Origin of the sequence: Planococcus circulans, from assembly GCF_020023385.1 — a bacterium.
GTDB lineage: Bacteria > Bacillota > Bacilli > Bacillales_A > Planococcaceae > Planococcus.
The window spans coordinates 1-24900 of sequence record NZ_JAIQCL010000003.1 but is presented as its reverse complement, the minus strand read 5'-3'; the positions used below and the strand labels follow the sequence as shown (position 1 = coordinate 24900).

At 45.3% G+C, this 24900-nt stretch carries 21 protein-coding genes and 1 riboswitch; of the genes, 4 read left to right on the top strand and 17 right to left on the bottom strand.

The window, feature by feature from the left end; all coding sequences use genetic code 11:
- Positions 1 to 4: 4 nt before the first annotated feature.
- From K8U60_RS06555 to K8U60_RS06530, 6 genes are all read right to left on the bottom strand, one after another.
- On the bottom strand, positions 5 to 2092 hold the full coding sequence (locus tag K8U60_RS06555) for a BglG family transcription antiterminator (RefSeq protein ID WP_223636104.1): 2088 nt from the start codon (positions 2090 to 2092) through the stop codon (positions 5 to 7).
- A 384-nt stretch (positions 2093 to 2476) separates the two neighbouring features.
- Positions 2477 to 4390, bottom strand: a complete 1914-nt coding sequence (locus tag K8U60_RS06550; RefSeq protein ID WP_223636101.1) for a PTS mannitol transporter subunit IICBA — start codon at positions 4388 to 4390, stop codon at positions 2477 to 2479.
- Between the two features lie 306 nt (positions 4391 to 4696).
- Positions 4697 to 5803 carry a sensor histidine kinase gene (locus tag K8U60_RS06545; RefSeq protein WP_431465471.1) on the bottom strand — a complete coding sequence of 369 codons (1107 nt, stop codon included), beginning with the start codon at positions 5801 to 5803 and terminating at the stop codon, positions 4697 to 4699.
- Complete coding sequence (locus tag K8U60_RS06540; protein WP_223636098.1) at positions 5787 to 6479, bottom strand: response regulator transcription factor; 693 nt, start codon at positions 6477 to 6479, stop codon at positions 5787 to 5789. The genes K8U60_RS06545 and K8U60_RS06540 overlap by 17 nt, the downstream gene beginning before the upstream one ends.
- A gap of 29 nt (positions 6480 to 6508) precedes the next feature.
- Positions 6509 to 7087 carry a VanZ family protein gene (locus K8U60_RS06535; protein ID WP_223636095.1) on the bottom strand — a complete coding sequence of 193 codons (579 nt, stop codon included), beginning with the start codon at positions 7085 to 7087 and terminating at the stop codon, positions 6509 to 6511.
- Positions 7088 to 7318: 231 nt separating this feature from the next.
- Complete coding sequence (locus K8U60_RS06530; protein ID WP_223636092.1) at positions 7319 to 7819, bottom strand: LURP-one-related/scramblase family protein; 501 nt, start codon at positions 7817 to 7819, stop codon at positions 7319 to 7321.
- Positions 7820 to 8125: 306 nt separating this feature from the next.
- Here K8U60_RS06530 and codA point away from each other — a divergent pair, with 306 nt between their 5' ends.
- Together codA and K8U60_RS06520 are read left to right on the top strand one after the other, a co-directional pair.
- Complete coding sequence (gene codA / locus K8U60_RS06525) at positions 8126 to 9385, top strand: cytosine deaminase (protein ID WP_223636089.1); 1260 nt, start codon at positions 8126 to 8128, stop codon at positions 9383 to 9385.
- Between the two features lie 207 nt (positions 9386 to 9592).
- Entirely contained in the window at positions 9593 to 10162 is a 570-nt protein-coding gene (locus K8U60_RS06520) for a YdeI/OmpD-associated family protein (protein WP_223636086.1), read from the top strand.
- 342 nt (positions 10163 to 10504) lie between these two features.
- On the opposite strand, the gene mmuM is transcribed toward K8U60_RS06520, so the two are convergent.
- The 4 genes from mmuM to K8U60_RS06500 are packed head-to-tail and all read right to left on the bottom strand — an operon-like array spanning position 10505 to position 13779.
- Complete coding sequence (gene mmuM, locus K8U60_RS06515) at positions 10505 to 11440, bottom strand: homocysteine S-methyltransferase (RefSeq protein WP_223636084.1); 936 nt, start codon at positions 11438 to 11440, stop codon at positions 10505 to 10507.
- A gap of 42 nt (positions 11441 to 11482) precedes the next feature.
- Positions 11483 to 12223 carry an amino acid ABC transporter ATP-binding protein gene (locus K8U60_RS06510; RefSeq protein WP_223636082.1) on the bottom strand — a complete coding sequence of 247 codons (741 nt, stop codon included), beginning with the start codon at positions 12221 to 12223 and terminating at the stop codon, positions 11483 to 11485.
- Positions 12220 to 12942 (bottom strand): amino acid ABC transporter permease, encoded by a 723-nt coding sequence (locus K8U60_RS06505; protein WP_223636080.1) that lies wholly within the window; start codon positions 12940 to 12942, stop codon positions 12220 to 12222. The genes K8U60_RS06510 and K8U60_RS06505 overlap by 4 nt, the downstream gene beginning before the upstream one ends.
- Positions 12943 to 12963: 21 nt before the next feature.
- Positions 12964 to 13779 carry a transporter substrate-binding domain-containing protein gene (locus K8U60_RS06500; RefSeq protein ID WP_223636078.1) on the bottom strand — a complete coding sequence of 272 codons (816 nt, stop codon included), beginning with the start codon at positions 13777 to 13779 and terminating at the stop codon, positions 12964 to 12966.
- A gap of 268 nt (positions 13780 to 14047) precedes the next feature.
- Positions 14048 to 14152: riboswitch (SAM riboswitch) on the bottom strand.
- A 315-nt stretch (positions 14153 to 14467) separates the two neighbouring features.
- Here K8U60_RS06500 and solA point away from each other — a divergent pair.
- Positions 14468 to 15640 carry an N-methyl-L-tryptophan oxidase gene (solA, locus tag K8U60_RS06495; protein ID WP_223636076.1) on the top strand — a complete coding sequence of 391 codons (1173 nt, stop codon included), beginning with the start codon at positions 14468 to 14470 and terminating at the stop codon, positions 15638 to 15640.
- A gap of 184 nt (positions 15641 to 15824) precedes the next feature.
- Here the strand turns inward: solA and K8U60_RS06490 are convergent, their stop codons facing one another.
- The 7 genes from K8U60_RS06490 to K8U60_RS06460 form a co-directional block, all read right to left on the bottom strand.
- Complete coding sequence (locus tag K8U60_RS06490; protein ID WP_223636075.1) at positions 15825 to 16463, bottom strand: Yip1 family protein; 639 nt, start codon at positions 16461 to 16463, stop codon at positions 15825 to 15827.
- A 277-nt stretch (positions 16464 to 16740) separates the two neighbouring features.
- The gene (locus K8U60_RS06485) at positions 16741 to 17511 is read right to left on the bottom strand and encodes an alpha/beta hydrolase (protein WP_223636071.1); all 771 of its coding nucleotides are present in this window, start codon (positions 17509 to 17511) and stop codon (positions 16741 to 16743) included.
- Positions 17512 to 17714: 203 nt separating this feature from the next.
- Positions 17715 to 18773 carry a Gfo/Idh/MocA family protein gene (locus K8U60_RS06480; RefSeq protein ID WP_223636068.1) on the bottom strand — a complete coding sequence of 353 codons (1059 nt, stop codon included), beginning with the start codon at positions 18771 to 18773 and terminating at the stop codon, positions 17715 to 17717.
- An 11-nt stretch (positions 18774 to 18784) separates the two neighbouring features.
- Positions 18785 to 19759 carry an ABC transporter permease gene (locus K8U60_RS06475; protein WP_223636065.1) on the bottom strand — a complete coding sequence of 325 codons (975 nt, stop codon included), beginning with the start codon at positions 19757 to 19759 and terminating at the stop codon, positions 18785 to 18787.
- Positions 19752 to 21266: a sugar ABC transporter ATP-binding protein gene (locus K8U60_RS06470; RefSeq protein WP_223636064.1), complete on the bottom strand. Its 1515-nt coding sequence runs from the start codon at positions 21264 to 21266 to the stop codon at positions 19752 to 19754. Before K8U60_RS06470 ends, K8U60_RS06475 begins: the two co-directional genes overlap by 8 nt.
- A gap of 64 nt (positions 21267 to 21330) precedes the next feature.
- On the bottom strand, positions 21331 to 22311 hold the full coding sequence (locus K8U60_RS06465; protein ID WP_223636062.1) for a substrate-binding domain-containing protein: 981 nt from the start codon (positions 22309 to 22311) through the stop codon (positions 21331 to 21333).
- A 117-nt stretch (positions 22312 to 22428) separates the two neighbouring features.
- Positions 22429 to 23418, bottom strand: a complete 990-nt coding sequence (locus K8U60_RS06460) for a LacI family DNA-binding transcriptional regulator (protein ID WP_223636060.1) — start codon at positions 23416 to 23418, stop codon at positions 22429 to 22431.
- 199 nt (positions 23419 to 23617) lie between these two features.
- Between K8U60_RS06460 and K8U60_RS06455 the strand changes: the two genes are divergently transcribed.
- Positions 23618 to 24586: a sugar phosphate isomerase/epimerase family protein gene (locus K8U60_RS06455; RefSeq protein WP_223636058.1), complete on the top strand. Its 969-nt coding sequence runs from the start codon at positions 23618 to 23620 to the stop codon at positions 24584 to 24586.
- Positions 24587 to 24900: the final 314 nt, after the last annotated feature.

Sequence of the window (24900 nt, the reverse complement as noted above, 5' to 3'; positions counted from 1 at the left end):
GTCATCATTCCTTTATCAACTTATTTTGTAGATAATCCAAGAAAATATCTTCTAATTTCTGCCGGATCACTTTTTCGTTGGATGACGAAAAAATCATCATGGCTATATCACTTTCGATCAAACTAGTACTGATCAAGCTAAGTATTTCCTGTTCCCTTCCACTCAACATCGTTGGCGCCAACATCAGCAACAGGTTTTTCATCTGCATGTCTTTGCCATCCATCCCTTTGACCAGAAGCGGATCATCCAAATGGATTATTTGAAACACGAGTTTTTGGATAGAATCATCCCGGCAATGGAAAAGGGCCATATTGGTTTCCGGAATCCCCAATCCGCCTTTTTTCTCACGCTCTTTCAATTCGTTCAAAGCAGAAGCTGCATCTGTGATGAGTCCACCCTCTGTTGCTGATTCGATTACTTCCTCCAAAACTTTCCAATGATCCGTCGCAAGATGTTTGTTGAGGACCTTGAAGTTGGCCAGGATCGCTTCCATACTGCTCTGCACTTCTTTCATATCCTGAAGAACCATCTGTACGTCAGGCCGACTGTTCGCAAGCATCGTTTCGCCGAGATTTCCGGCATTCAGGTAGTGCTTTTTGCCGGTGATTTTCCCGACATTGTTCTGCAGGTAACTTTCGATATAGCCGATATCCCTGTCACTCAATAAGGGGCTCACCATTATATAATCCACTTCCGTGACGGGCAGGCGGATCGTTGAAATCACCAAATCGTAATCCTGGAAATGAGCGGATTGAAAATCGTTGATGGACAACACTTCCACTGAATTGATTTCGGGCAGTTCTTTTTGAATGCGGCTTGCCAACATTTTGGAAGTCCCGATGCCTGTCGGACAGATGACGACCACGTCAATTCGAACCTTTTCTTCGTTCATCAGCAAAGCGGAGCCGAAATGCAGGACAATAAACGCCGTCTCGTCAGGGGAAAAATCCAAGTCCGTGAATTCATTTTCCAGACCTTGCTTGACCGCCATGAACAACACCGGGTACTTACGCCTGATTTCATCGGTTAATGGATTGAAGGACTCCAGCTTTTGGTTTAGGCGGAAAATCGAAGGCCCCATATGTGCGAGCAACCCTTGGTACAGCGAAAAATCATCGATCAGATTGACATGCAGCTGCGCTGAAACATCGCGGATCAGGTTTTTAATCAGCCGCCCGAGCAGCACACTGTCATAATAAGCCAAGTCAGCCGTCTGTACTTTCGAGCCTTTCAGAATTACTGCTAAAAACTGGACATCCGCTGCAGTCAGCCCAATAGAAAACCGCCCGCGCAACTCTGTACAAACATTTTCCATCAAGCGATATTCAGTGTCTGAACCAACTTCTTTTTGGTTCTTCGGTTCAAGCAGAAAGCCAGCTTCCGTCCGCTGAAGAGCCAGACAGCTATAGACCACCAATCCAATGTAGTCACTGTCCGCCAATCTTGTTTGTTCCTTATTGATTTTTTGATCCACTAATTGATCCACGACAACCAAGTACTTCGGCGAAAAATAGCCAAGAATCTTCTCTTCCTTATTTTTTCCTTGCTGGAGAAAATACAAACTCTCAACCATCTCTTCATAAAAATAAGCGAGGATGTAGCCACCCAGTGCATGCCGCTTATTGGCTTCTCCGCCATTTACTTCTACGCCGACGCCTCTTGTCCTGGACAACTCGATTGAAAACTTCCGCAACCAGTCAGTTACATCATCCAAGTAGGCTGTCAACGTGGCCGTGCTGATCCCCAATTGGCCTGCCAGCACCTGCATTTTGAAAAACGGGCCTTCATGCAGCAAAATAACCAGCAGCTTCAACTTTCTCTCTTCCGGTGTTTCATCTGCTGGACTGACGGTGATCAAATTTTGTATCAGGCGGTAGACCTGCTCGTTCGGACCGGCAATAAAAAGCCCTTCATCGCCTGTGCGTTCCACAGTCAAATCGAATTGCTTCAGCATCTTCCCTACTGATTTCAAATCCCGCTGGATCGTCCGGGCGCTGACATCCAGATAGGAAGACAACGAATGCACGGTATGCTTTCCAGAAGTTCGGACGATCAGCTCGATAATGGACTTTTCCCTAAATGTAATAAACATCGGCCTCACTCACTTCACTTTTAAGTGCCTTTTTTTTAGAACAAGGAAATGTAGATAGATAAGTTGAACTTAAGAATCAGGATTTTTATACACTATATACTGCTTCGGTCGCTCTGGGCATAGCTCCCGCAAGAAGCCAGGCAAAGGACGCCTGTCTTCTTGCTTCGCTTTGCCCGTGGACGCGCCGGCGCTAAGAGACTTGGTGAATTCAAAGCAAACTTATATTCTTCACTGTACTCTTAAAGTATATCGAGTAATATAGCGATCTTAGAGAAATACACTCGGGCCAAAAACCTGATTTAGTTCAACAAGTAAAAATCATTGGCTCAACTTATAGAGAATAGAACAAAAAGGCAGGAATCCCCGCCTTTCTGTTGCTGCTATTTAATTGCTGTTGATGATGGCGATTAATTCCTTAGCGGACTTCGCATTGACCAGCTTGTCTACATTAAGTTGTTCTGCACAAATGACGGCGATTCCTGAAAGGATTTCCAAATGTGTGCCATCCTTTCCGGCGATGCCAAAAATCATTTTTGCGCTTTCTCCATTAAAGTCTACTCCATTTGGAACCTGAACAACAGTAAAGCCCGACTTCAGGACAGATTTTTTGGCGTTTTCCGTGCCGTGGGGAATGGCGACATTATTACCCATATAGGTTGTCGTGATTTCCTCGCGCTTCATCATCTCATCCACATAGGATTCTTCGACATATCCGCCCCGGACCAATGCTTCCCCCGCGAACCGGATTGCTTCTTCTTTTGTGCGGAATTTCTGGTTCATAAAGACGTTTTCCTCCAGCAGGAGCTGATCGTCTTCAGTGCTATGTGGGACACTTGCTTCACTTTCTTCGACAAGTTTATGCTGCTCACCTGTCACGCCTGTTTGCAGACGGTCGATCAGTTGATCGTATTCAGGGCTTGATAGGAAGTTATCGACTGAAATATGATAGGCATCCGGCACTTTATTTTCTGCGCGCGGCGTCAATTTTTCCTGTGTAATAACAATTTGGGAATCAGACGGAATTGTACTGATTGCCGTGTTCGTCACTGTTACATCCAGACCTGCTTCTTTTACTTTCTTGCGCAGGAGAGAAGCACCCATTGCACTCGATCCCATTCCGGCATCGCAGGCAAAAACGATTTTCTGGACATTTGATGGGAATACTCCGCTGACATTTCCAGCAGGCTGTGTTATTTCCCGGGAAATAGAACTCTTTTTGCCTTTCATCTGTTCCATTTTCTTTGTGGCTTCTTCCATATCTTCATCTGTTTGTTTACTCGATTTCAATACGACTGCTGAGATGGCGAAAGACACGGCAGTTGCGACAAAGACGGCAGCAAAGTTGGCCAGGTAAGCCATTCCCTCAGGCGGTGTAACCGCTGCAATGGCCAGAATGCTTCCCGGCGATGCGGGAGCAACCAATCCGCCACCCATTAAAACAAGTGTAAAAACTCCGCTCATTCCGCCGAAAATGACAGCCAGCAATAACATCGGCTTCATCAAGACGTAGGGGAAATAAATTTCATGAATCCCCCCGAAGAAATGGATGATGGCTGCTCCCGGAGCTGACTGCTTGGCGATGCCTTTTCCAAACAGCATAAACCCAAGAAGTACACCAAGTCCCGGACCCGGATTCGCTTCCAGCAGGAACAGAATCGATTTGCCTGCCTGTTGGACCTGCTCCAAGCCGATTGGTGTCAACACACCATGGTTGATGGCGTTGTTCAGGAACAGAATTTTTGCCGGTTCGATCAAAATGCTCGTCAACGGCAATAATCCCGCTGCCAATAACCAGTCCACTCCAGAAACAAGAACCGAAGTAAAAGCACTTACAGCCGGTCCGATGCTGAGAAATGCAAAAATGGCTAATGCGCCGCCGAGAATACCGGCAGAGAAGTTATTGACCAGCATTTCAAAGCCGGTCCGGACTTTCCCTTCGATCAATTGGTCAAATTTCTTGATAGCATATGCGCCGAGCGGACCCATGATCATGGCACCCAGGAACATTGGGGTATCCGGAGCTCCGACAATGACCCCCATTGTTGCGATGGTTCCGACCACCCCACCACGCTGATCGTAAATCAGCCGGCCTCCTGTATAACCGATCAGAAGCGGCAGCATATAGGTAACCATCGGCCCCACTAGTGAAGCAAGGTTTTCATTCGGAATAAATCCTGTTGGGATGAATAGGGCTGTAATCAATCCCCAAGCAATAAATGCGCCGATATTCGGCAAAACCATGGAGCTCAGGAAATTACCGAACTTTTGTATCCGAACCTTCATTGTTGATTCGTTCATGTGATCCTCTCCTTCGAAATGTAGTTTGTGAAGCTGTACGAAAGTTTTCAAGATACGCGGCGCTGCAGAACACCGTCTGCCGAAAAACTGAAAGTTAATTTATCTCTCTATGATGTGTTTCCATCATAGCCCTTGAATGGAAGCGTATTCAATAACAAGGAAAGTCAACTTTGTCGTGCTTGTCGTGACAAGGCTGTTGTTATATAAAAAAGACCGCCCTTTCATCAGTAAGTATGACGAAAGGACAGTTTTGCTTTTTATTGTTTCATCGCTATTTATTATGAAAATACGTGCTGAAACCAGTAATTAATGACTCTTTTTAGGAAGTTTCACCACAAAAGCTGTTCTTCCCAATGAGCTTTCTGCTTCAATTTGTCCGCCATGCAATTCCAAAATGCTTTTTACGATAGCTAAACCTAACCCCGAACCCCCTGTATACTGGGAACGTGATTTTTCGACTCTGTAGAACCGTTCGAATAGGTATGGCAAATCAATGCTTGGGATAACTTGGCCATAGTTCGCTATTTCAATTTCGATGAGTCCTTCCGATTCCTTTACCAGAAGATCAATATACTTTCCATCTTTCCCATACCGGATGGCGTTTTGAATCAGGTTTTCAAATACTCTGGCCAGCTTTGTTCCTTCTCCTATTACAAACGGTGTTTCAGTGTATGAAAATTGCTGCCGCATCTCCATTCCTGCCTCTTTAAGCTGGAACTGGAATTGAACGGACAACTGGTTCAGCATTTCTTCCAGATTGATGGGTACTTCATTGACCAGTGCTTCTTTATTCTGCACCAAGGTATACTCAAACAAATCATTGAGCAATTGGTTCAACTCATGGGATTTCTGATGGATGATCTGGATATAATACCTGAGCTCCACTTCGTTTTTGTACTGGTCTTCGTTGATCAAATCCAAATAGCCGACAATGGATGTTAAGGGAGAACGAAGGTCATGCGCGACGTTGGTGATTAAATCATTCTTGATCTCAGCAGCTTTTTTTTGCTCGGCTTTCGCTTTTTCTAACTGCAGAACGAGTTGGTTCACCCTATCGGCTAGTTCCCCTATTACTCCTCCATCTTCAATTGTCAATTCTTGCTCAAACTGCCCTTTTGCGATATTTTCCATTTCTTTCATCATGTTCTTCATCGCACTTTCCGCATATCGCTGCCGCTCAAACAGATAAAAGTAAGATAAGATCAGAGCAAATGGCAGTAGACATAATAGGAAGAAAGGCACTAAACCAAAAGAGCCGCTCAGCTCGATAAAACCCGCGAGCCTGGAAGATTCTGTTTCCAGGAAATACAAGGCAAAAAGAAGGACTTGAGCGGCGGCGGCTGTCAGTATGATTGCCAGAAAGATGTATAGCAGCGATTTCCACATCGGAATAAACTTAACGACTTTTTTCAATTTTATAGCCTACTCCCCAGACAGTTTGAATTAAAGCTTCCCTAGGACTGGCTGCCTGCATCTTGTCCCGAAGATTCTTAATATGCACCATCACTGTCTTGTTTGATCCCATACTGTCTTCCTGCCACAGCCGCTTGAAAATTTCTTCCGAACTAAAAACAGTGCCTTGGTTTTTAGCCAACAAATAAAAGATATCAAATTCGCTGGAAGTCAATTTGATTTCCTTGCCATGTACACTGACCCTGTGACCTTTTTTATCGATTTCCCAGGAATCGATCTGGATGCTCCCCTGTTCCCTGTCTCGCGGAATATAGCTAGCACGCCGCAGCAACCCCTTTACACGAGCATTCAATTCCAGCGGATTAAACGGTTTGGTCATATAATCATCTGCACCCGTCATCAGTCCAGTGATTTTGTCCATGTCCTGCACCTTGGCGCTAAGCATAAGAATCGGTATCTGACTAGTTGCCCGCACCTGCCTGCAAAACTCCAAACCGTCCATGCGGGGCATCATAACATCCAGAACGATCAGATCAACAGAAACATGTTCGATGACTGCCAATGCCTCTAATCCGTCCTGTGCCTGCAAAACCTCATACCCTTCATTTTGCAAATAAATCTCTGCCAGCCTCGCAATGTCACGGTCATCATCAACGATTAAAACAATATGGCTCACGCTTGTTCTCCCCCTCTTTAAAATCCATCTTACCGACCTATTCCAGCTCTTTTTTCCAGGCAGAATTTGTGGAAAATGGTTTGAGCCTGTGAAATTCTTAGAATTTTCCTTATTAGTAGAAACCCTATCACAGCGCCTAATGTATTCGCAATCAAATCATTGATATCTGTACTTCTCCCGCTTCCGAGCAAAATCCGGACGGCCAATTGAGTGAGTTCAAACGATAAACTAACATAAAACCCTAGACGGGCTGCCTGTTTAACAGACCGGATTTTCCAGCTTAAAAACGGCAAGTACATTCCAAAGGGTACCAGCATGATGATATTCAACAGGAAAGTCTTCAGATCAATCGTCAAGACCGGAATAAAGTTGGTGGATTTGTACCACGGCGTCAGGTTTCGATATTCACCGAGATTCACTTCAATTGGAAAAAACACCAAATGCATCATAGCGAGAAAATAAACGTTGAAAGACAGCATTAGCGTAAATTGGCCGAAAGAATAGTTTTTCTTTAACAAGGTGGCAACAAGCAAGTAGATGATCAAAAGCATGAACACCGGCAATAGGATATCAGTAGAATTGATTGTGAAGATGATTGAACCATTCATTTTTCTTCCTCCTAGTAATCATTATTTCGTTTGTCTTTTGGATCGGTATGCCTTTCTTCAAGGGATAAGTAAATTATAAGTAGCATTTTTAAAGTTTTTTTTAAGAAAGCAGAAATGATTTTTTAATATTGAACAAAAGAAAGAAACAATTCCAGAAGCCAGTGGATGGCCAAGGAATTGCTTCTTTTTAACGGCTATACGTTAAACTCAATTTCATCGTCTCACTTTAAACTACACTGAACCCCCAGCAGACGCAGCAGCTGCCTGATCAGCTTTGACACAGTCAATCGCAATCACAATGGCGATGACGACCGTCTCCATCTCCTCATCCAAAATTTCCACCTTGTAGGTGTCTCCCCAGCTCAACCATTCTTTGCTCACCTGGCCAATCACTTCTCCATTTTGCACTACTTGAAAATCCAGATCCCACCAGTTTCCATGGATTTCAATTCCGGTACCGTCAATTGTATAGCGGGCTTTGAACAAAGAAAACTCCTTTTTGATCGTTAACCGCTCCTGTCCGTTCACTTCAACAAAAAACTTCGGCAGAAAGCTGAAGGTCTTTTTGGTGATGAGCGCGATTTCATCCCTTGCCATATTCAGTATGGAGAAGGTTTTAGGAATCTGCAGAAAGCTGCCTTCCACATAATAGACATCCTGCTGTTCCTTATCCTTCACAGCAAATTTGCCGCTTAGACTGAATACCTTTTGTTTAATGAAGAGTTCGTTCATCGTAATCGTCTCCTTTTTTATCAGATTGGAATTTATACAGGATATATCAAGCTTTTCCGCTCCCATTTCACGTTTTCTTTAGTATGAAGGAAAGTCTTGGAAGAAGCACGGAAGTTAGGAGGAAGATTTGAAGGCTGATAAGCCTCCCCCAACTACCAGGGATAAGGGGTCGACTCGGCATATTTCCTCCGGTTTTGATAAGATGCCAGTGAGGTGAATCGTATCTATTGGCGAGAAGCACTGGCCTCGCTGAAGCTTTCAAAACACCGCCAGAAGAATCTAATTTCTCGAAAGGAAGAGAGCTGCATGTTATTAAAAAACGCAAAGCTTTACGGACAAGAAGGAAAATGGGATATCTCGATCCAATCGGAACAAATCAACTCCATCAAACAAGCTGCAAACACAACTGAGGAAACTGATGAGCAAACCATCGACTTAAAAGGAAAAATCGTATTGCCCCCTTACGTAGAGCCCCATATCCACCTGGACTACGTGTTGACAGCAGGAACGCCGCGATGGAGCCAATCGGGTTCTGTCTTCGAAGGAATAGAAATTTGGTCAGAACGAAAACAACTCGTAACGGAAACAAAAGACGATATTAAAAAAAGAGCGTTGACGGCGATCAAGATGCAGCTGACACACGGCATCCAGCATGTACGGACACACGTCGATGTCAGCGATCCGACCTTAAAAGGATTGGAAGCCTTATTGGAAGTAAAAGAAGAAATCAAACCGTGGATGGATCTGCAGATTGTAGCACTTCCTCAAGAAGGCTTGTACACCAAACCGGATGGGGAAGAACTGCTGATCAAAGCATTGGAGATGGGCGCTGATGTCGTCGGCGGCATTCCACATTATGAATTGACCCGGGAAGATGGGGTCCGTTCGGTGTGTAAGGCGCTTGAACTGGCTGTCAACTACGATAAATTGGTCGATATCCATTGTGATGAGATCGATGATGACCAATCCAGATATCTTGAAGTGCTTGCAGGCGAGGCATTGAAACTGGGCATTGGACATCGTGTAACAGCCAGCCACACGACGGCCATGGCTTCTTACAGCAATGCCTATACGTATAAATTGTTCCAGACCTTGAGAAAAGCCCATATCAACTTTGTCTCGCTGCCAAAAGCCAATCTTCATTTGCAGGGACGCTTCGATGGCCATCCGGCGCGCCGCGGCATCACACGCGTGAAGGAACTGCTGGCAGATGACATCAATGTCTGTTTCGGTCTCGATTCGATCATGGATCCATGGTATCCGCTCGGTGACGGCAACTTGATGAGTGTCGTCGATACCGGTCTGCATGCTTGCCTTATGACAGATTACGCCCATATCGTAAAAGCGCTTGATTTGATCACCATCAATGGCGCCAAAACACTGGCGATTGAAGAAGGCTATGGCATCAAAGAAGGCCATCAAGCCAACTTGATCGTCATCGATTCTGAATCTGAATACGAAGCAATCCGGACGCAGTCTTCCGTTCTTTACTCGATCCGCAACGGAAAAATCATGGTTGAAACCAAACCTGTTGAAACGACGATGACTATTTCTCTTTTTTCTTGAAAAAGAGTTGAAAATCCATAATGAACAGATAAAGAGGAGCCGGTTTTACGGCTCCTCTTTGCTGTTTCATCTCCTACAAGACTAATTTTATTTTCCTTTAACTCGGCTGTTTTGAATACACCATGCAAAGAACGTCCATACTTTTCCAATGATTCATTTACCCGTTATACTAAGGGCAAATATTCCTTAAAGAAAGGATTGGCCAAAATGGAAATCGAGAATCTGCTCGACGTGAAGACCCGGCAGGAATTGAGGGAGTGGCTTGAGGAAAATTCTGCGGCAGAAAAGTTCTGCTGGGTGGCCGTCAGCACAAAAGAGCAACCAGGAGTCGTCCAATATTTAGACGCAGTCGAAGAAGCTTTATGTTTCGGCTGGATCGACAGCACCAAAAAGAAGCTGTCTGATACGAAAACGGCTCAACGGCTATCTCCAAGAAAGAAAAACAGCCATTTTACTGAGTTGAATAAAGAAAGAATAAGAAGATTGGAGAAATTAGGGTTGATGACAGAAAGAGGCCGGCGGGTCTTACCCGATATGCACCCTGAGTCCTTTCTCATCGATGAGGAGATTGAAGCACGCCTGAAAAAAGAGGCTCAAGTTTATCAAAACTTCCTGAACTTTCCCGAACTCTACAGAAGAATCCGAATCGATACCATCCAAAGCCATAAAAAAGACCCTGAACTTTTCAATAAAAGATTGGAGAAATTCATCGAAAATACAAGGGAAAATAAAATGTACGGCCAGTGGCATGACAATGGCCGCTTGCTTGATCATTGAAAGTTACTGCCAATCGCTCATTTATATAAACATTATAAAATAGGCTTAGACAGAACTTGGGATTGTATGAACCATAATGAAAGCGAATTGAGGCGGCTCTACTTTGTGATGCCTGAACTCATCTACTAGAATCAAGAAATCCTGAAAAACAAAAAACGGGAAGAGAACCTTCTTTCGAAGTTTCGCATCTTCCCGCTTCTAAACCCTTCTATTCTCTTATCTATTTAAACCAGAGTTTGCAATGCAATGTTACCGGCTTATACTTAATTGCTTCCACCAAAAAACTACTTATAACCAGGCGCTCCATATGGCTCTCTGATGCCTCTTCAAGCAACGGAACATCTATTTACGGGCCCACTCAGCAATCGCTTTGATATCCTCAGGAGCAGTTCTGCAACACCCTCCGATGATCTGGGCACCGGCTTCATGCCAGCGCCGTGTATTTGAGGTAAACAGATCTGCTGAAGAACCTTTCCCCCATGTCTTGCTTGTCGGATCGTATTCTTCACCTGAATTCGGATACACGATGACCGGCTTGCTGGTCTGGCTCTTCACCTCGTTGATCAACGATTCGATGAGGTGGGGTGCTGAACAATTGATGCCGATTGCCGCTGCTTGCTGTTGGCCATCCAACCACTCCGCACATTTGGCGATTTTCTCTCCATCGCTTATGTGATATTCGTCTTTTGCGCTGAAACTGAACCACGCATAGACATCCGGAAACTCCTTTAATACTTTGACGATCGCTTTAGCTTCCGCCAGACAGGGGATGGTTTCACACGCTAAAATATCTGCACCCGCTCCAACCAACACCCGGATCCGTTCTTTATGGAAGGCAATCAATTCCTCTTCGCTCACCGAATAATCACCGCGGTATTCAGAACCATCCGACAGGAACGCTCCATATGGCCCGACAGAAGCGGCAACGAGTGGTTTCGGCCGGTTTGATTGATCCTGCAAATCTGACCAAAATTCATCACGGGCTTCTGCTGCAAGTGCAACAGACTTGTCAATCAAGCCGATTGCCTCCTCCTCGGTCAACCCTCTTTCTTTATATCCTTCGATAGTCGCCTGGTAGCTGGCGGTAATTGCGCAATCTGCACCTGCCTGAAAATAATCCAAGTGAACTTTCTTGATCAATTCCGGGTTTTCCATCAAGACTTTTGCCGACCATAAGCGGTCATTTAAATTGCAGCCGTAATTCTCAAGCTCTGTGGCCATCGCGCCGTCAAGAATGACAATTGGGAAGCGGTTCAAAATTTGTTCGATCGGGTTCACGCTAATTCATCCTTTCCAAATCCAAGCTCTTTTTGCGATTTATTAATTGTTCCGGGTGGCTTTGCCTAAAAATTGCTTTGTTCTTTCCATTTTTGCGTTAGTAAAAAGCTGATCCGCAGTGCCTTCTTCGATGATGACACCGTCTTCCATGAAAATGACACGATCCGAGATTTCACGCGCAAAGTTAAGCTCATGGGTAACGATAAACATCGTTTTGCCTGTGTCTGCCACACTTCTGATTGTCGCCAAAACTTCATCAACCAGCTCTGGGTCCAGAGAAGACGTCGGTTCATCAAACAATAACACTTCCGGATTGAGTGCAAGTGCCCGAGCAATGCCCACCCGTTGCTGCTGGCCACCCGATAGTTGTACCGGATAATGGCTTAGCTTATTCGACAAGCCCACCCGTTCGAGAATTTCCAAGCTCTTCTTTTTCGCTTCGTCTTTCTTCAGTTGCTTGACACTGGTTAACCCGATCATTACATTTTGCAGCACGGTTAAGTTTTTAAACAGATTGTATTGCTGAAAAACCATTCCTGTCGACGTTCTCAAAGCAAAGATATCCGACTTGCTGGCTGATTCAACGTCCACTCGGTTGCCGCCGATTTCCACTATTCCGCTGGTCGGCTGCTCCAGGAAATTGATGCAGCGCAACAGTGTCGACTTGCCTGAGCCGCTTGGTCCCAAAATAGAAACAACCTCGCCTTTATCGACGCTTATATTGATTCCCTTCAGCACATGATGGCTGTCGTAATATTTATGGATATTTTCCAATTTAATCATGAGGCAATCCCTCTTTCATATCTGCGAGCCCGCTTCTCGATTTTCACCAGCAACCGCTCTACTATTATGCAAAGGATCCAGTAGACGATGGATACCGCAATGTATACTTCAAAAAATGCCAAACCGCGGGACCCAAGAATTTTGGCTTGCCCCATAATGTCCACGACGCCAATGATGAAAACCAGCGACGTGTCTTTGATCGTGCTGATGAACATATTTCCCAGGTTCGGGATTGCGACTGCCAACGCCTGCGGGAAAATGATTTGAAGCATCATTTGTGTAGGCTTCATCCCGATTGCTTTTGCAGCTTCAAATTGTCCCCGATCAACCGATTCGATCGCTGACCGGATCGTCTCGGACAAATAAGCGCCCAGATTAATGGAAAAAGCCAGTAGCGCATATACTTCGGGCGGTATACTGTTGACGTCGGCGGACTGAAGCCAGCCATATTCAATCTGTAAATAATAGATGATCTTCGGTATTCCATAAAACACCAAATAGATTTGGACCAGTAAAGGCGTTCCTCTGACAAAAGAGATGTATATCGATGAAACCACACTTAATACCGGAACCTTGTATATTTTGATCAATGCGGTGAAAACCCCGATAACTAAACTCAAAATCAATGAGCCGACAGCTATCCCGATGGTAATCGGGAGCCGTGAAATAATAGCAGGAAAACTTTCGATTAAAAATTGTATATCCAGTAGATTTTCCATTTTCTCTTTCCTTCCACAGACCTATTCAGGGATATATTCTCCGCCAGTCCACTTGATCGACAGGTCCGTTAAGGTACCGTCTTCTTTAAGTTCTTTCAGGATGGGATCGATTAAGGATTTTAATTTTTCGCCCTCTTCTCCATTTTTTAACACAATTCCCATGTCATCATTGACCAAAGGCTGCCCCACAATTTCTACTCCTAAATTGTTTTTTTCCAACACCGCATTCATCATAATCGGATCATTCACGTAGGCATCGACACGGCCATTTTGCACGTCCTGCAAAATTTCCGAAGGGTTTCCACTTTCGCTGTATTTCAACTCAATGGGCGTATCTGCTGTTTCGTTATACTCCTCCAGCAACAGCGTATAAGAATCCCCCGCTAAAGCGCCAACCGCCTTTCCTTCTAAATCCTCTACAGTCTGGATGTCTTCTCTTCCGGTTTTCACCGCAATGACTGTTTCTGCTGCAAAATAAGATTCATCGGTGAACAAGTACTTTTCCTGGCGTTCAGGTGTTTTTGCTACTTGGTCTGCGATTGCCTGAACCTTATTGGATTCGAGTGCAAGAAACATGCTATCCCACGGAACGGCGACAAACTCGAATGTATAGCCATCCAATTTTTCATCGATCGCTTTCACCATCTCGACGTCATACCCTGTCAATTCATTAGTGTCATCCGCAAAAGCAAATGGCGGATAATCATTTTGCGTTCCTACCACAACCACTTGATCGCCCGTTGCACTTGTCGCTTCCTCCGACGAACACCCACTTAACGCCCCGATTACACCCAGTGATAAAAACAGGGATCCCAATACATAATGTTTTCTTTTCATTTTCATGCTCCTTTTTTAGGCAACAAGCCGTAAGTCAATTTGATGGGGAAAGGCAAAAGCCAATTTTTCTTGCTATGTAAGCTAAATGTAAAGACATTACTGCCGGCAAAGGACTAGTTGCTTATCCATACATGGGGTCATCCTTTTTCTTTTGCATATTTCCAAGTCACCGAAAACCTCCTTTTTCTACTTTTCAAGAAAATCATTTTTGCAATCGCCCTTTGGAAACAAAAAAACCTCTTCCAATAGGAAAGAGGTTTCAGCCAAATTCTTATCTCTCAGAATAAAACACTCTGCAGGAATTAGCACCTCTCATAAAAATGATGGTTGCTGGACTTCACAGGGCCTGTCCCTCAGTCTCTCTTGATAAGTTATTTAATTTTTTTTTCATATTAACGATAGTATTTGACATTGGCTCTCATGTCAAATACATTTTTATTCTATTTCGAATTTACTCAAAATTTTTTTGCACAAAATTGGCGTTTATACCCAACGAATGGAGCTCCATTGCAGAGTGTCCACCAGTTTCTGAGTTCCCGTTGAAATAATTCAAGGCGTATAGCGCATAATGGACGATTGACAATCCCTCACATCTTTCATACCATCTAGTAATAATTCACCCTTGCTTTTTTACAGGAGAGCGTCGTTTTAAAACCACTTTACTAGCAAAGAAGATTGGAGCGAGAAAATGACCAAAAAAGCTATTTATGATGTCGCAATAATTGGAGCTGGAACAATGGGAATGGCTGCCGGCGCTTTTTTGGCACAGCAAAACGTGAAAACTGTTTTGATCGATGCCTTTGATCCTCCGCATATCCATGGCAGCCATCATGGCGATACCCGCTTGATCCGCCATGCTTACGGCGAAGGGAGGCAATACGTTACATTAGTAAAACGTGCGCAGCAATTGTGGGAGGAACTGGAGCAGCAAACCGGCTTCAACATCTTTGAAAAAACCGGGGTCGTCGGCCTTGGCCCGCAGGATTCGCCCTTCCTGCAGGAGACAATTGCGGCTGCTCATAAGTATAACCTTCCGTTAGAGATGCTGACCGGCAAGGAAATCAACGAAAGATGGCCGGGATTTTCTGTACCTGACCATTTCATCGGCTGCTTTGAATCAGAATCAGGAATCCTCTACAGCGAGAATGCCATTCGGGCATACAAAAAAATGGCTATTACACACGGAGCACAGCTGGTTGCCCATACACCCGTTCAACACATCGATCTTCACGACGAACAAGGTGTAAAAATCACGACCGAACATATGACGTTTCATGCCAAGAAAGTAATCGTCACGGCGGGAGCGTGGGCAGCCAACCTGTTGCCGGATTTGAAGCTGCCGATCCAGCCGATCCGTAAAGCTGTGGCTTGGTTCGAAGCGCCTTCCAAATTATATGACGCAGTTAACTTTCCAGCTTTTTTTGTAGAAGACCAAGATAAAAAGTTCTATGGTTTCCCCAGTTTGAATGGAGCGGGCCTTAAAATCGGAAGGTCGGATGGCGGACAGCCGATCGACCCGAATCTGCAGACCCAGAACTTTGGAGCACACGAATCAGATGAAGGCGACTTGAGGCAGGGTCTTGAGCTTTACCTCCCCCGTGCAAACGGCAAACTAAAGCAAGGAAAAACATGTTTATATACCCTTTCGGCTGACAATGATTTTATCGTCGATTTCCATCCCGAAGATCCTCGTGTCATTTTCGCCTGCGGGTTTTCCGGCCATGGCTTTAAATTTGGAAGTGTCATGGGAGAAGTATTGAGCCAATTGGCTTTAGCAGGAGAAAGCCAATTGGATATCTCTATATTTGCTCTCAGCAGATTTGGCTCAGGATCCAAAACACTACGCCCGTCCGAATTCTAATAGACAAGAGGTGAACTGAACAGCAATGAAAATGTAAATTGGAGCCGCTGTTCCTGCACAGTCTGGACGCAGAAACAGCAGCTTCAATTCCTACTCGATATGCTACTGATTTTAAACTCTTCCACAGGCTGCTAACCCGTTTTCCTGATCGCGTTGACTTGCTCCCTACTAAAACATGGCTCTATCAGAACCCGTTAAAAAATGAGGCAAACAAGACAAAAACAATAAGCAGAACAAAGATGGTGATTATGATGCCTGGCAGAATGACAATGAAAAATCCTTTCCAAGACGAGACACGATGGGCTTCGCCTACTGCTTTGCAGACGATGACGAATGTCCAAACAGACACTACCCCCATCACCAAGGACATGACAACGACAAGCAGATTGCCCTCCACATCCCGCCGGTCTGCAAAGAACGTTTCAGGTGACGCAAAAGCCCAGATAATCAGCAGTGGCAGAAGCCAAATTTGTGGTATTTGAGCTGTAGCCAATGCTTTGAACATTTCCTGATAGGTTGCCGTTCCTTTGAACAGCCGCCCAACCAGCAACAATATAGCGGCTCCCAGGAAATAACCAAACGCACTCCCGATCGGACCGGTAACCAATGCCTGAAGAACAGCTGCCCACGCCGGCATGTTGGCGCTTCTCGTATTCATGAGCCCGAGCAGGCCTGAAGCAAACCCCGTCAAGACAATGAGCAAAATGATGTATTTAGCGGACTTGCGGTCAATGACGAAGCGGACGGTTTCACGTGTGCGCAGCCAAATATCGGTCAACGGATTCACTTCACGCTCTTTGCGTAATCGATCTTCCCTCACCATGGTTTCCTCCTCCTTTCTTTCGTTTGTTACAGCGGCTGGCAGCGGCATCCCCTCATTTTCCTATATTATTGTAGTTCCCCCTTTCCTCTTTTATTATCAGAAATGCGCTTATATTCTTTGCCAGAAAGTTAAAAAGGATTCTTACAGGCCCGAATGGCCCGAAAGAATCCTTTTTATACAATGTCTCAATCATTTGACTCGCTTTCTATTAAACAATTAACTGAGCGACAGCAGCAGGTTGCAATATGACCGTTCTTAAGTTCACTCCGACTAAGCTCTAAAGCTTTTCACCCACTAGTAAGGGGAGTGTTTCTTCGGCAAACTGAATGGCTTTTTCGGCAATAAAATCCAATTCATGGTCCATGGAAGCAATGTGATAGGAATTGTGCAATTCGTATTTCCTCTTTCTCTCTGATTGAACCCTGCGGAGAATGTAATCCGTATTGCCCGGTGGTACAACATGATCTTCGAGCGACTGGAAACAGACGACCGGACAGCGCACGTCCGCAAGCTTAGCATCGACGGCGTTCATATACTTTAATAATTGCTGATACGCTCTGACTGGTGCCTTCTCATAAGTGATTTCCAGCGCATCCTCTTTTTTGATATCCGGCTGGCCTTCGGTGACATAAGCGGAATACGGCTGGTCGCGGTATGGTTCAAACGCAGGGATGTCAATCGCCGGATTAATCAGGACAATTCCTTGAATATCCGGATAGCGGCTGGCCAAATCCAAGCTCAAGGTCCCGCCCATCGATTGCCCAATGACGATAACGCTGGAACATGCCTGTTTGAGCTCCTTATAGGCCTCTTCTATCCGCGCAAACCAATCGTCGCAGACAAACTGTTCGAGGTCTTTGAAATGCGTACCGTGGCCAGGAAGCCGTGGACAAGAAACCGTATAGCCATGGGCAGCAATTGCCTCACCCAATTCCTTTACACTTTGCGGCGTGCCTAAAAAGCCGTGGCACAATAAAATCCCCATGCTATTTCCTTTCAGAAAAAATGAGTCAGCTTCTGGGATGACCGGATATTGTTCATGTACCATTTGAATCCTCCTATGCCTGTTCTAAATCTATCTACTCGTGCTAAAAAGCTTATTCACATTAGACTACACTTAAAACCTACTTGTCAACTTGGTTTTAAAACCGCCTACTCTTGAGGCCACATATTTGTCGGACTTTCGCTGAATAGATGATTCCTTCATGAAATGACCGTTATGTACAGAAACATTCAAAAAAGAGTCTCTCCCTATTGATGAAGGAAAGACTCTTTTTCAATTGTGATCACCTGTTTTGTTTCAGCCGATTCCATGATGCCCAGAATGACTCTCAACGATTTAAGTGCATCTTCACCAGTTACAATCGGCTCCTGGTCCAAACGGATGGCATCGACAAACGCATCGATGACACCACTGGGGGTCTGGTTATCGTTCGTCTGGATCGCTTCCAGCTCATAGTTTATTTTTTCGCCGGATTGCATGATGATTTCCAGCTGGTACTGCTCGTTGTGGTAAATTTTCATGATGCCTTTCTCACAATAGACGATGGTACTGTTATCTTCTTCTCCGTAATACGTCCAAGAAAACGCCGCATTGCCGAGACGTCCTTTTCGGGTTGCCAGACTGCATACCAGATTGTCGCATACTTCAATTGGCTCACCATTTTCATCCACTTTATGCAAAGCTCCTTGAAATGCACTCACTTGGACAATTTCATCATCGAGCAAGTAATGCAGTAAATCTATCTTGTGGATGCCCAGATCTCCGCCAACGCCAAACCCCGACCGTTCCTTCTTATAAAACCACGTGGACTTGGTCTTATTGATTCCCCAGGCTTCGGGGCCTGAGTGCCCGAATGCCGTGCGGAATGTCAGTATCTTCCCCATTTCCCCACTGGCAAGGATTTCTCTAGCTTTCTGATGTGCGCGCGTGAATCGCTGGTTATGGTCGACCATCAATTTTTTTCCGGATTTTTTCTGGGCTGCCAGTATTTCTTTCGCGTATTCCACCGTCAAGGAAATCGGTTTTTCGCACAGCACATGCTTTCCGCTTAGAAGCGCCTTGGTAGAGAATAAATGGTGATGCTCATTCGATGAACAATCGCTGATTGCATCGATGCTGGGATCAGCAAACAATTCATCGACGCTTTTTGCGAGAGTCCCGCCAAACAGTTCCACCATCGCTTCTGAACGGTCGAGGTTGCGGTCGTAAAAAACAATTTCATCAACATATGGATTCGCTGAATATTCCGGTGCGTGGCGCATTTTTGTAATGGAACCGCATCCGATAATGCCTACTTTGATGCCCATTCAATTTCCTCCTATTCTCTTTTTTGGAACACTACTGCAATGATGATGATCAATCCTTTAACGAATCCCTGAAGATGCGGAGAGACATTCATCAGATTCATCATATTGTTCAAAATACCCAAGATCAGAATTCCGAAAATCGTCCCAATTATTTTTCCGCGGCCGCCGGTCATGCGCGTACCTCCAATGATTACGGCTGCAATGGCATCGAGTTCGTACTGTGCACCCGAACTGGAAGAAGATATCGAGTTCAGGCGTGAAGTTTCAATGACGGCCGCGACCCCGACCAGCGTACCAATCAAGGTATAGACCCCAATTTTGATGCGGTCTACACGGATCGCTGACAGCATCGCCGCTTTTTCGTTTGATCCCAGGGCATAAACGTACCTGCCGAATCGGGTTTTGTGCATCAATACGTAAATCAATACCGCCATCGCAAAGAAGATGATGACGGGAAAATCGAAAATCCAAAAGTCACTGTTGGCAATGGCGGTAAATCCGCTGACTTCACCCGATACACTGCCTCCTTCAGCAATGTAAAGTGCAATCGAACGCGCTCCCGCCATCATCCCAAGGGTGGCAATAAATGAAGCGATCCTGCCTTTTGCAACCATCAGGCCATTCAGGAACCCCGCAAACGCCCCAACTAGCAGTGCCGTAAAAACACCTATTAAAATACTGCCTGACGCATTCAAAGCCAATACGGATACAACACCGGCGAGCGCTAAGACGGAACCGACTGATAAATCGATGCCCCCTGACAGCATGACCACCGTCATGCCGAGTGCAATAATTCCGATGATCGAGACTTGCATCAAGATATTCAGTTGGTTATTGAGATCGAGAAATCGTGGGTTCATCGCGGAGGCAGCAATATAGATAATGACGAATGCGATAATGACACTGTATTCTGACCAAAGCCAGGACAACCGGCTTTTCATGCTTGAAGATTCTGGACTGTATTCTTTTGCATCTATGTTAGCCAATTTTCTCTCCCTCCTTTTTTGCTCCTGTAGCGTAATGCATAATCTCTTCTTCGTTCGCTTCATCTCCTGTAAATCGTGCCGTGATTTCCCCGTGGTACATGACGTGGATATTGTGGCAGATCCTCATCACTTCCGGCGCTTCAGATGACAGGATAATAATGGCTTTGCCCAGCTTCGCCAGTGCCAGGATCTGCTGATAAATCTCCTGTTTGGCGCCGACATCAATCCCTTGCGTCGGATTGTCGAAAATCAGGATATCCGTTTCCGCTTCCAACCATTTGGCGATGATGACTTTCTGCTGGTTTCCGCCGCTTAATTTATCGATAGTGATGCGCGGATTGTGCACTTTAATATTCAATAATTTTTTATAGTCGTTGAATTTCTGCTGTTCTTTTTTGTCCTGTATAAAACCCATCCGTTCAAAATTTCCCATCGACGACAAACTCATATTATGGATAACGCTCAAATCTTTGATGATGGCATTCTCTTTCCGGTCTTTCGGCACATAGCCCAGCCCCGCTTTCAGCGCTTTTCGGGGATGATTTATTTTCACTACTTTGCCTTTCACTTTGACTGTGCCGGCGTATTTCTTCCGGTACCCGAACAAACTTTCAAAGAGCTCGGTCCTGCCATCGCCTGCGAGACCCGTAAAACCCACGATTTGGCCCTTTTGTACAGTGAAGTTGATGCCCTTGAATAAACCTGTACTTGATAAGCCCTCTACTTCTAACGCCAGATCTCCAAAGCTGTGCTCATGCACGTACCGCTCCTGGGAAATGGATTTCCCTACCATCAATTTAGTGATCACTTCCAGATTTTCGTTTTGCATGACGTCCGTCTTCACCAGCTGGCCATCCCGTAAAACCGTATAGCGATCGCACACTTCCTGGATTTCCTTCAATTTATGTGAAATATAAATGATGGAAACACCGGATTTCTTCAAGTTCCTCATCAGTTCAAAAAGACGGCTCACCTCATGTTCTGCGAGCGAGGTCGTCGGTTCATCCATGATGATCAACTGGGACTTGTGCAGCAGAGCTTTTGAAATTTCAATCAGCTGCTTATAGGAGGTCGCAAGATTGCGGACATATTCTTTCGGATTGATCGTAACGCCAAGTTCCGCTAAAATTTTATGAGTTTGGCGGCACATTTCTTCCACGTTCAAAATTCCGATTCTATTGCGAATTTCTGAACCTAGAAACATGTTTTCATACACTCTTAAGTCACCGACCATATTCAGCTCCTGGTGGATAAAGCTTATGCCTTGTGCCTGAGAAACATGGGGACTTGTCATTGCCACCTCTTCGCCTTTGACAAAGATCTGTCCGCTATCTGGTTGATGGACACCGCCTAAAATATTCATCAGTGTCGATTTGCCGGCTCCGTTTTCGCCAAGCAAGGCATGAATTTCACCTTTTTCCACTTCCAGATTTACATTTTTCAAAACGGGTACACCGTTAAACGATTTCCCGATATTATTCATTGCCACAAAAGGATGTGAAGTCATATCTTTACCCCCTTATAGGAAAAGAGGAAATGCAATGGCTCCATTGCATTTCCCAGCAGTTCACTTAGAATTTCGATTCCGGATCGTAATACTCATCCACGTTTTCTTTTGTTACTTGCGTCGCTTCCTTCACGACCATCGATTCAGCCGGTTCTTCTCCTTGGGCAATGTCTGCCGCAATTTTCACCGCGTCTTCCACCATAGTCGGCGAGTAAAGGAATGTGGCTTTCATAAGTCCATCGTTTTGAATATCTTCAAAAACGCCTTTTGCTCCGCCTGCGCCTGTGACAAACTGGATATCCGTACGGCCTGCTTCTTCAATCGCCTGCAATACGCCTAGTGCCATGCCGTCATCCTGTGTGAAGACCGCATCAATTTCTGGGTTTGCCTGCAGGATGTTCTGCATAACTTCCAGAGATGTCTCAGTCGAAAAATCTCCGCTTTGTGAAGCGATGATTTCCATACCCGGTTCGCTTTCAACGGCTTCTTTAAATCCTGAGCCCCGCTGTTCGGTCACAGAACTTGGGGGACCGGTGATTTCAACGATTTTCCCTTCGCCATTCAATTGTTCCACGAAGTATTTCCCGGCATTGACACCGATGCCTTCATTGTCCCCTTTGACCACTACCGTCGCTGCATCATTTTCAAGTTCACGGTCAACGATGACCAGCGGAATGCCGGCATCTTTAATTTTTTGTCCGACCGGACTTAAAGCCGCGGATTCGATCGGCAGCATGACAATAACATCCACTTCCTGTGCAATCAGGTCATCCACGTCGTTTGCCTGTGTGTTCGGATCTGCTGCGTTGGTCATGACATAATCAATGCCTTCGCTTTCTTTTAAAGCCATCGCCTGCTGTTCAGCACTTTCGATCAATGCCCCCATCCAGCCGTGCGTTGCCGAAGGAAGTGAGATGCCAATCGTCAATTGCTCATCTCCTCCTCCTTCATCTGTTGAACCTGCATCCTCTGTTTCCGCGTTGCCGCATGCTGCCAATGCAAAAATTGTGATGATAGACAATAAAATGATCCATAATTTCTTCACTTTATCCACCCCTTCATTTTTTTATAAGCTCCCCTTTGATGCAAGCATTACATTAACAGCTAAGGCCAGCGCTCCACCATCAAACACGTTAATAATAGAGCGCTGAACTCAGCTGGTTCACCCCGTCGTCGATTCCCGTATAACCAGTTCGTGGCCTAAAACTACACTGTCCACGGTTTTCCCCTGTATCTTCTCAATCAGCATACGTGCCGCTACCGTTCCCATTTTATACATCGGCTGTGCGACTGTTGTCAGTGCCGGATTTGTCATATTGGAAAAATCAATCTTATCAAAACCGACTACGGCAATATCTTTCGGCACGTTGAGGCCTGCAGCATTGATTTCTTTGAGAGCACCGATCGCCAATAAATCTGAGACGGCAAATACTGCGGTCGGCCGGTCTTCTAACTGAAGAATTTTTTTCATAGCCAGCTGTCCTTGTTCAAAACCCAGTTCCTGCGTATAGAAGATATAATCCCCATTCAGCGGAATACCGTGTTCATCGAGTGCCCGCTCATAGCCCATCCGCCGTTCGCGGGCATAGAGGAATTTCTCATCGGAATTCATCAATGCGATTTTCCGGTGTCCGATCTGGATCAGATGCTTTACCGCACGATAAGAAGCTTCTTCGCTGTCGATGGTGACATATGGAATTCCAATGCCTCCTCCGTATTCACTGCATTGGATAATGGCGTAGTTTTCAGCAAGCTCTTTTAAGGTCTCCACGTTTACCGCAGGATCCATCGAAATAACCCCATCCGCCATCTTCTTCCGCAGCAAATCGAAATAAATCTCCTCCTTTTCCGGCTTCGAATCCGTTTCGCATAATAAAATACTGTAATTCTGGCTGAGTGCCATGTTTTCGATTCCTTTGATGATCTCAAAGTAGAATGGATTCGAAATCGTCGGAATCAGAATCAGTACAATGCGACTTTCCGAATTCCGCAGGTTTCGGCCGAGCATGCTTGGCTCATAGTTTAGATATTGAATCGCCTCCTCCACCTTCTGTTTTGTTTTGGCTGTTACTTTATCTTTTCCATTGAGCACCCGCGAGACTGTTGCAACTGAAACCCCTGCATGCTTAGCCACTTGTTGGATGTTTGCCATATTCTTTCCTTCTTTCTCGTACGACCCTCTCGACCCGAAATGTAATCGATTACATTTTCATCTTAATTTATTCAGAATTATCTGTCAATAATCTTTTTTTAATTAAAAATACATTGATTTAAATACATTATTTCTATATGTTAATAATGTAACGGTTTACATGTCAGTATATTCAGAAAACAAGATTGGAGGGATTCTATTGAAATTGGGAGTCTTTACTGTATTATTTTCCGATAGAAACTTTGATGACATGCTCGCTTATGTATCTTCAAAAGGCATCGAGGCAATCGAACTTGGCACCGGCGGCTATCCAGGAGATGCTCATTGCAAATTGGATGAGCTGCTTGAAGATGAGGAAAAACAGAAAACTTTCACACAACAAATCAAAGATGCCGGCTTGATCATCAGCGCTCTCAGCTGCCATGCCAACCCGCTCCATCCGCAAAAGCAGATTGCGGGTCCTGCGGATGAATTGCTCGTCAAGACCCTGCAGCTGGCCTCAAAACTTGGAGTTCCGGTCGTCAACACATTTTCCGGCTGTCCCGGCGACCACGAAAACGCGCTGTACCCCAATTGGCCGGTCGCTGCATGGCCAAACGATTTCCAGGAAGTCCTGAAATGGCAGTGGGAAGAAAAGTTGATTCCTTATTGGAAAGAAAAAAACAGTCTCGCCGAATCGCTCAACGTCAAAATCGGCCTTGAACTCCACGGCGGCTTTTCCGTACACACTCCTGCAACCATGCTGCGGCTGCGTAACGCGTGCGGTCCGGCCATCGGGGCGAACTTGGACCCAAGCCATATGTGGTGGCAAGGCATCGATCCAGTAGAAGCCATCAAAATTCTTGGACGCGAAAACGCCATTCACCATTTCCATGCCAAGGACACCGTCATCGATCAACAGAACACCAACCGCAATGGCTTGACCGATATGACCGACTATTCCGAGATGAAAGATCGTGCGTGGTATTTCCGCACTGTTGGATTCGGCCACAATCAAAAAACATGGGCGGACATCATCAGCACCTTACGCCTCTACGACTACGATTATGTCGTCAGCATCGAACACGAGGACGGGCTGATGTCGATTAATGAAGGATTTACGAAAGCTGTAGAGAATTTGAAACCTGTTATGGTGAAAGAGTCTTTAGATGAGATGTGGTGGACATGACCAAGCCTTTCACTAAAGCTTACGTCTGAATAACTTTTGATTGTTGTTCTGGATAGTAAAAAGCGGAATCCTGTGGTGGATTCCGCTGAGCTTGTAGACAAAAGAATATTGATGTCATTTAAAGAATGAATACACATTTCATCCTGTTTAAACCGGATCCTGCGCTCCAGGCGGACGCTTTCCACGGGCTCGCGCCGAACTAACTCGGACTGGCGCCCGAGTGGATTTCGGCACTTCGTCGCTTCGCTGCTCCCGCAGGAGTCACCGCCTTGTGCTCCGGATCCTTGAGTGAAGGGTTTTCTAGATTTGTTAGG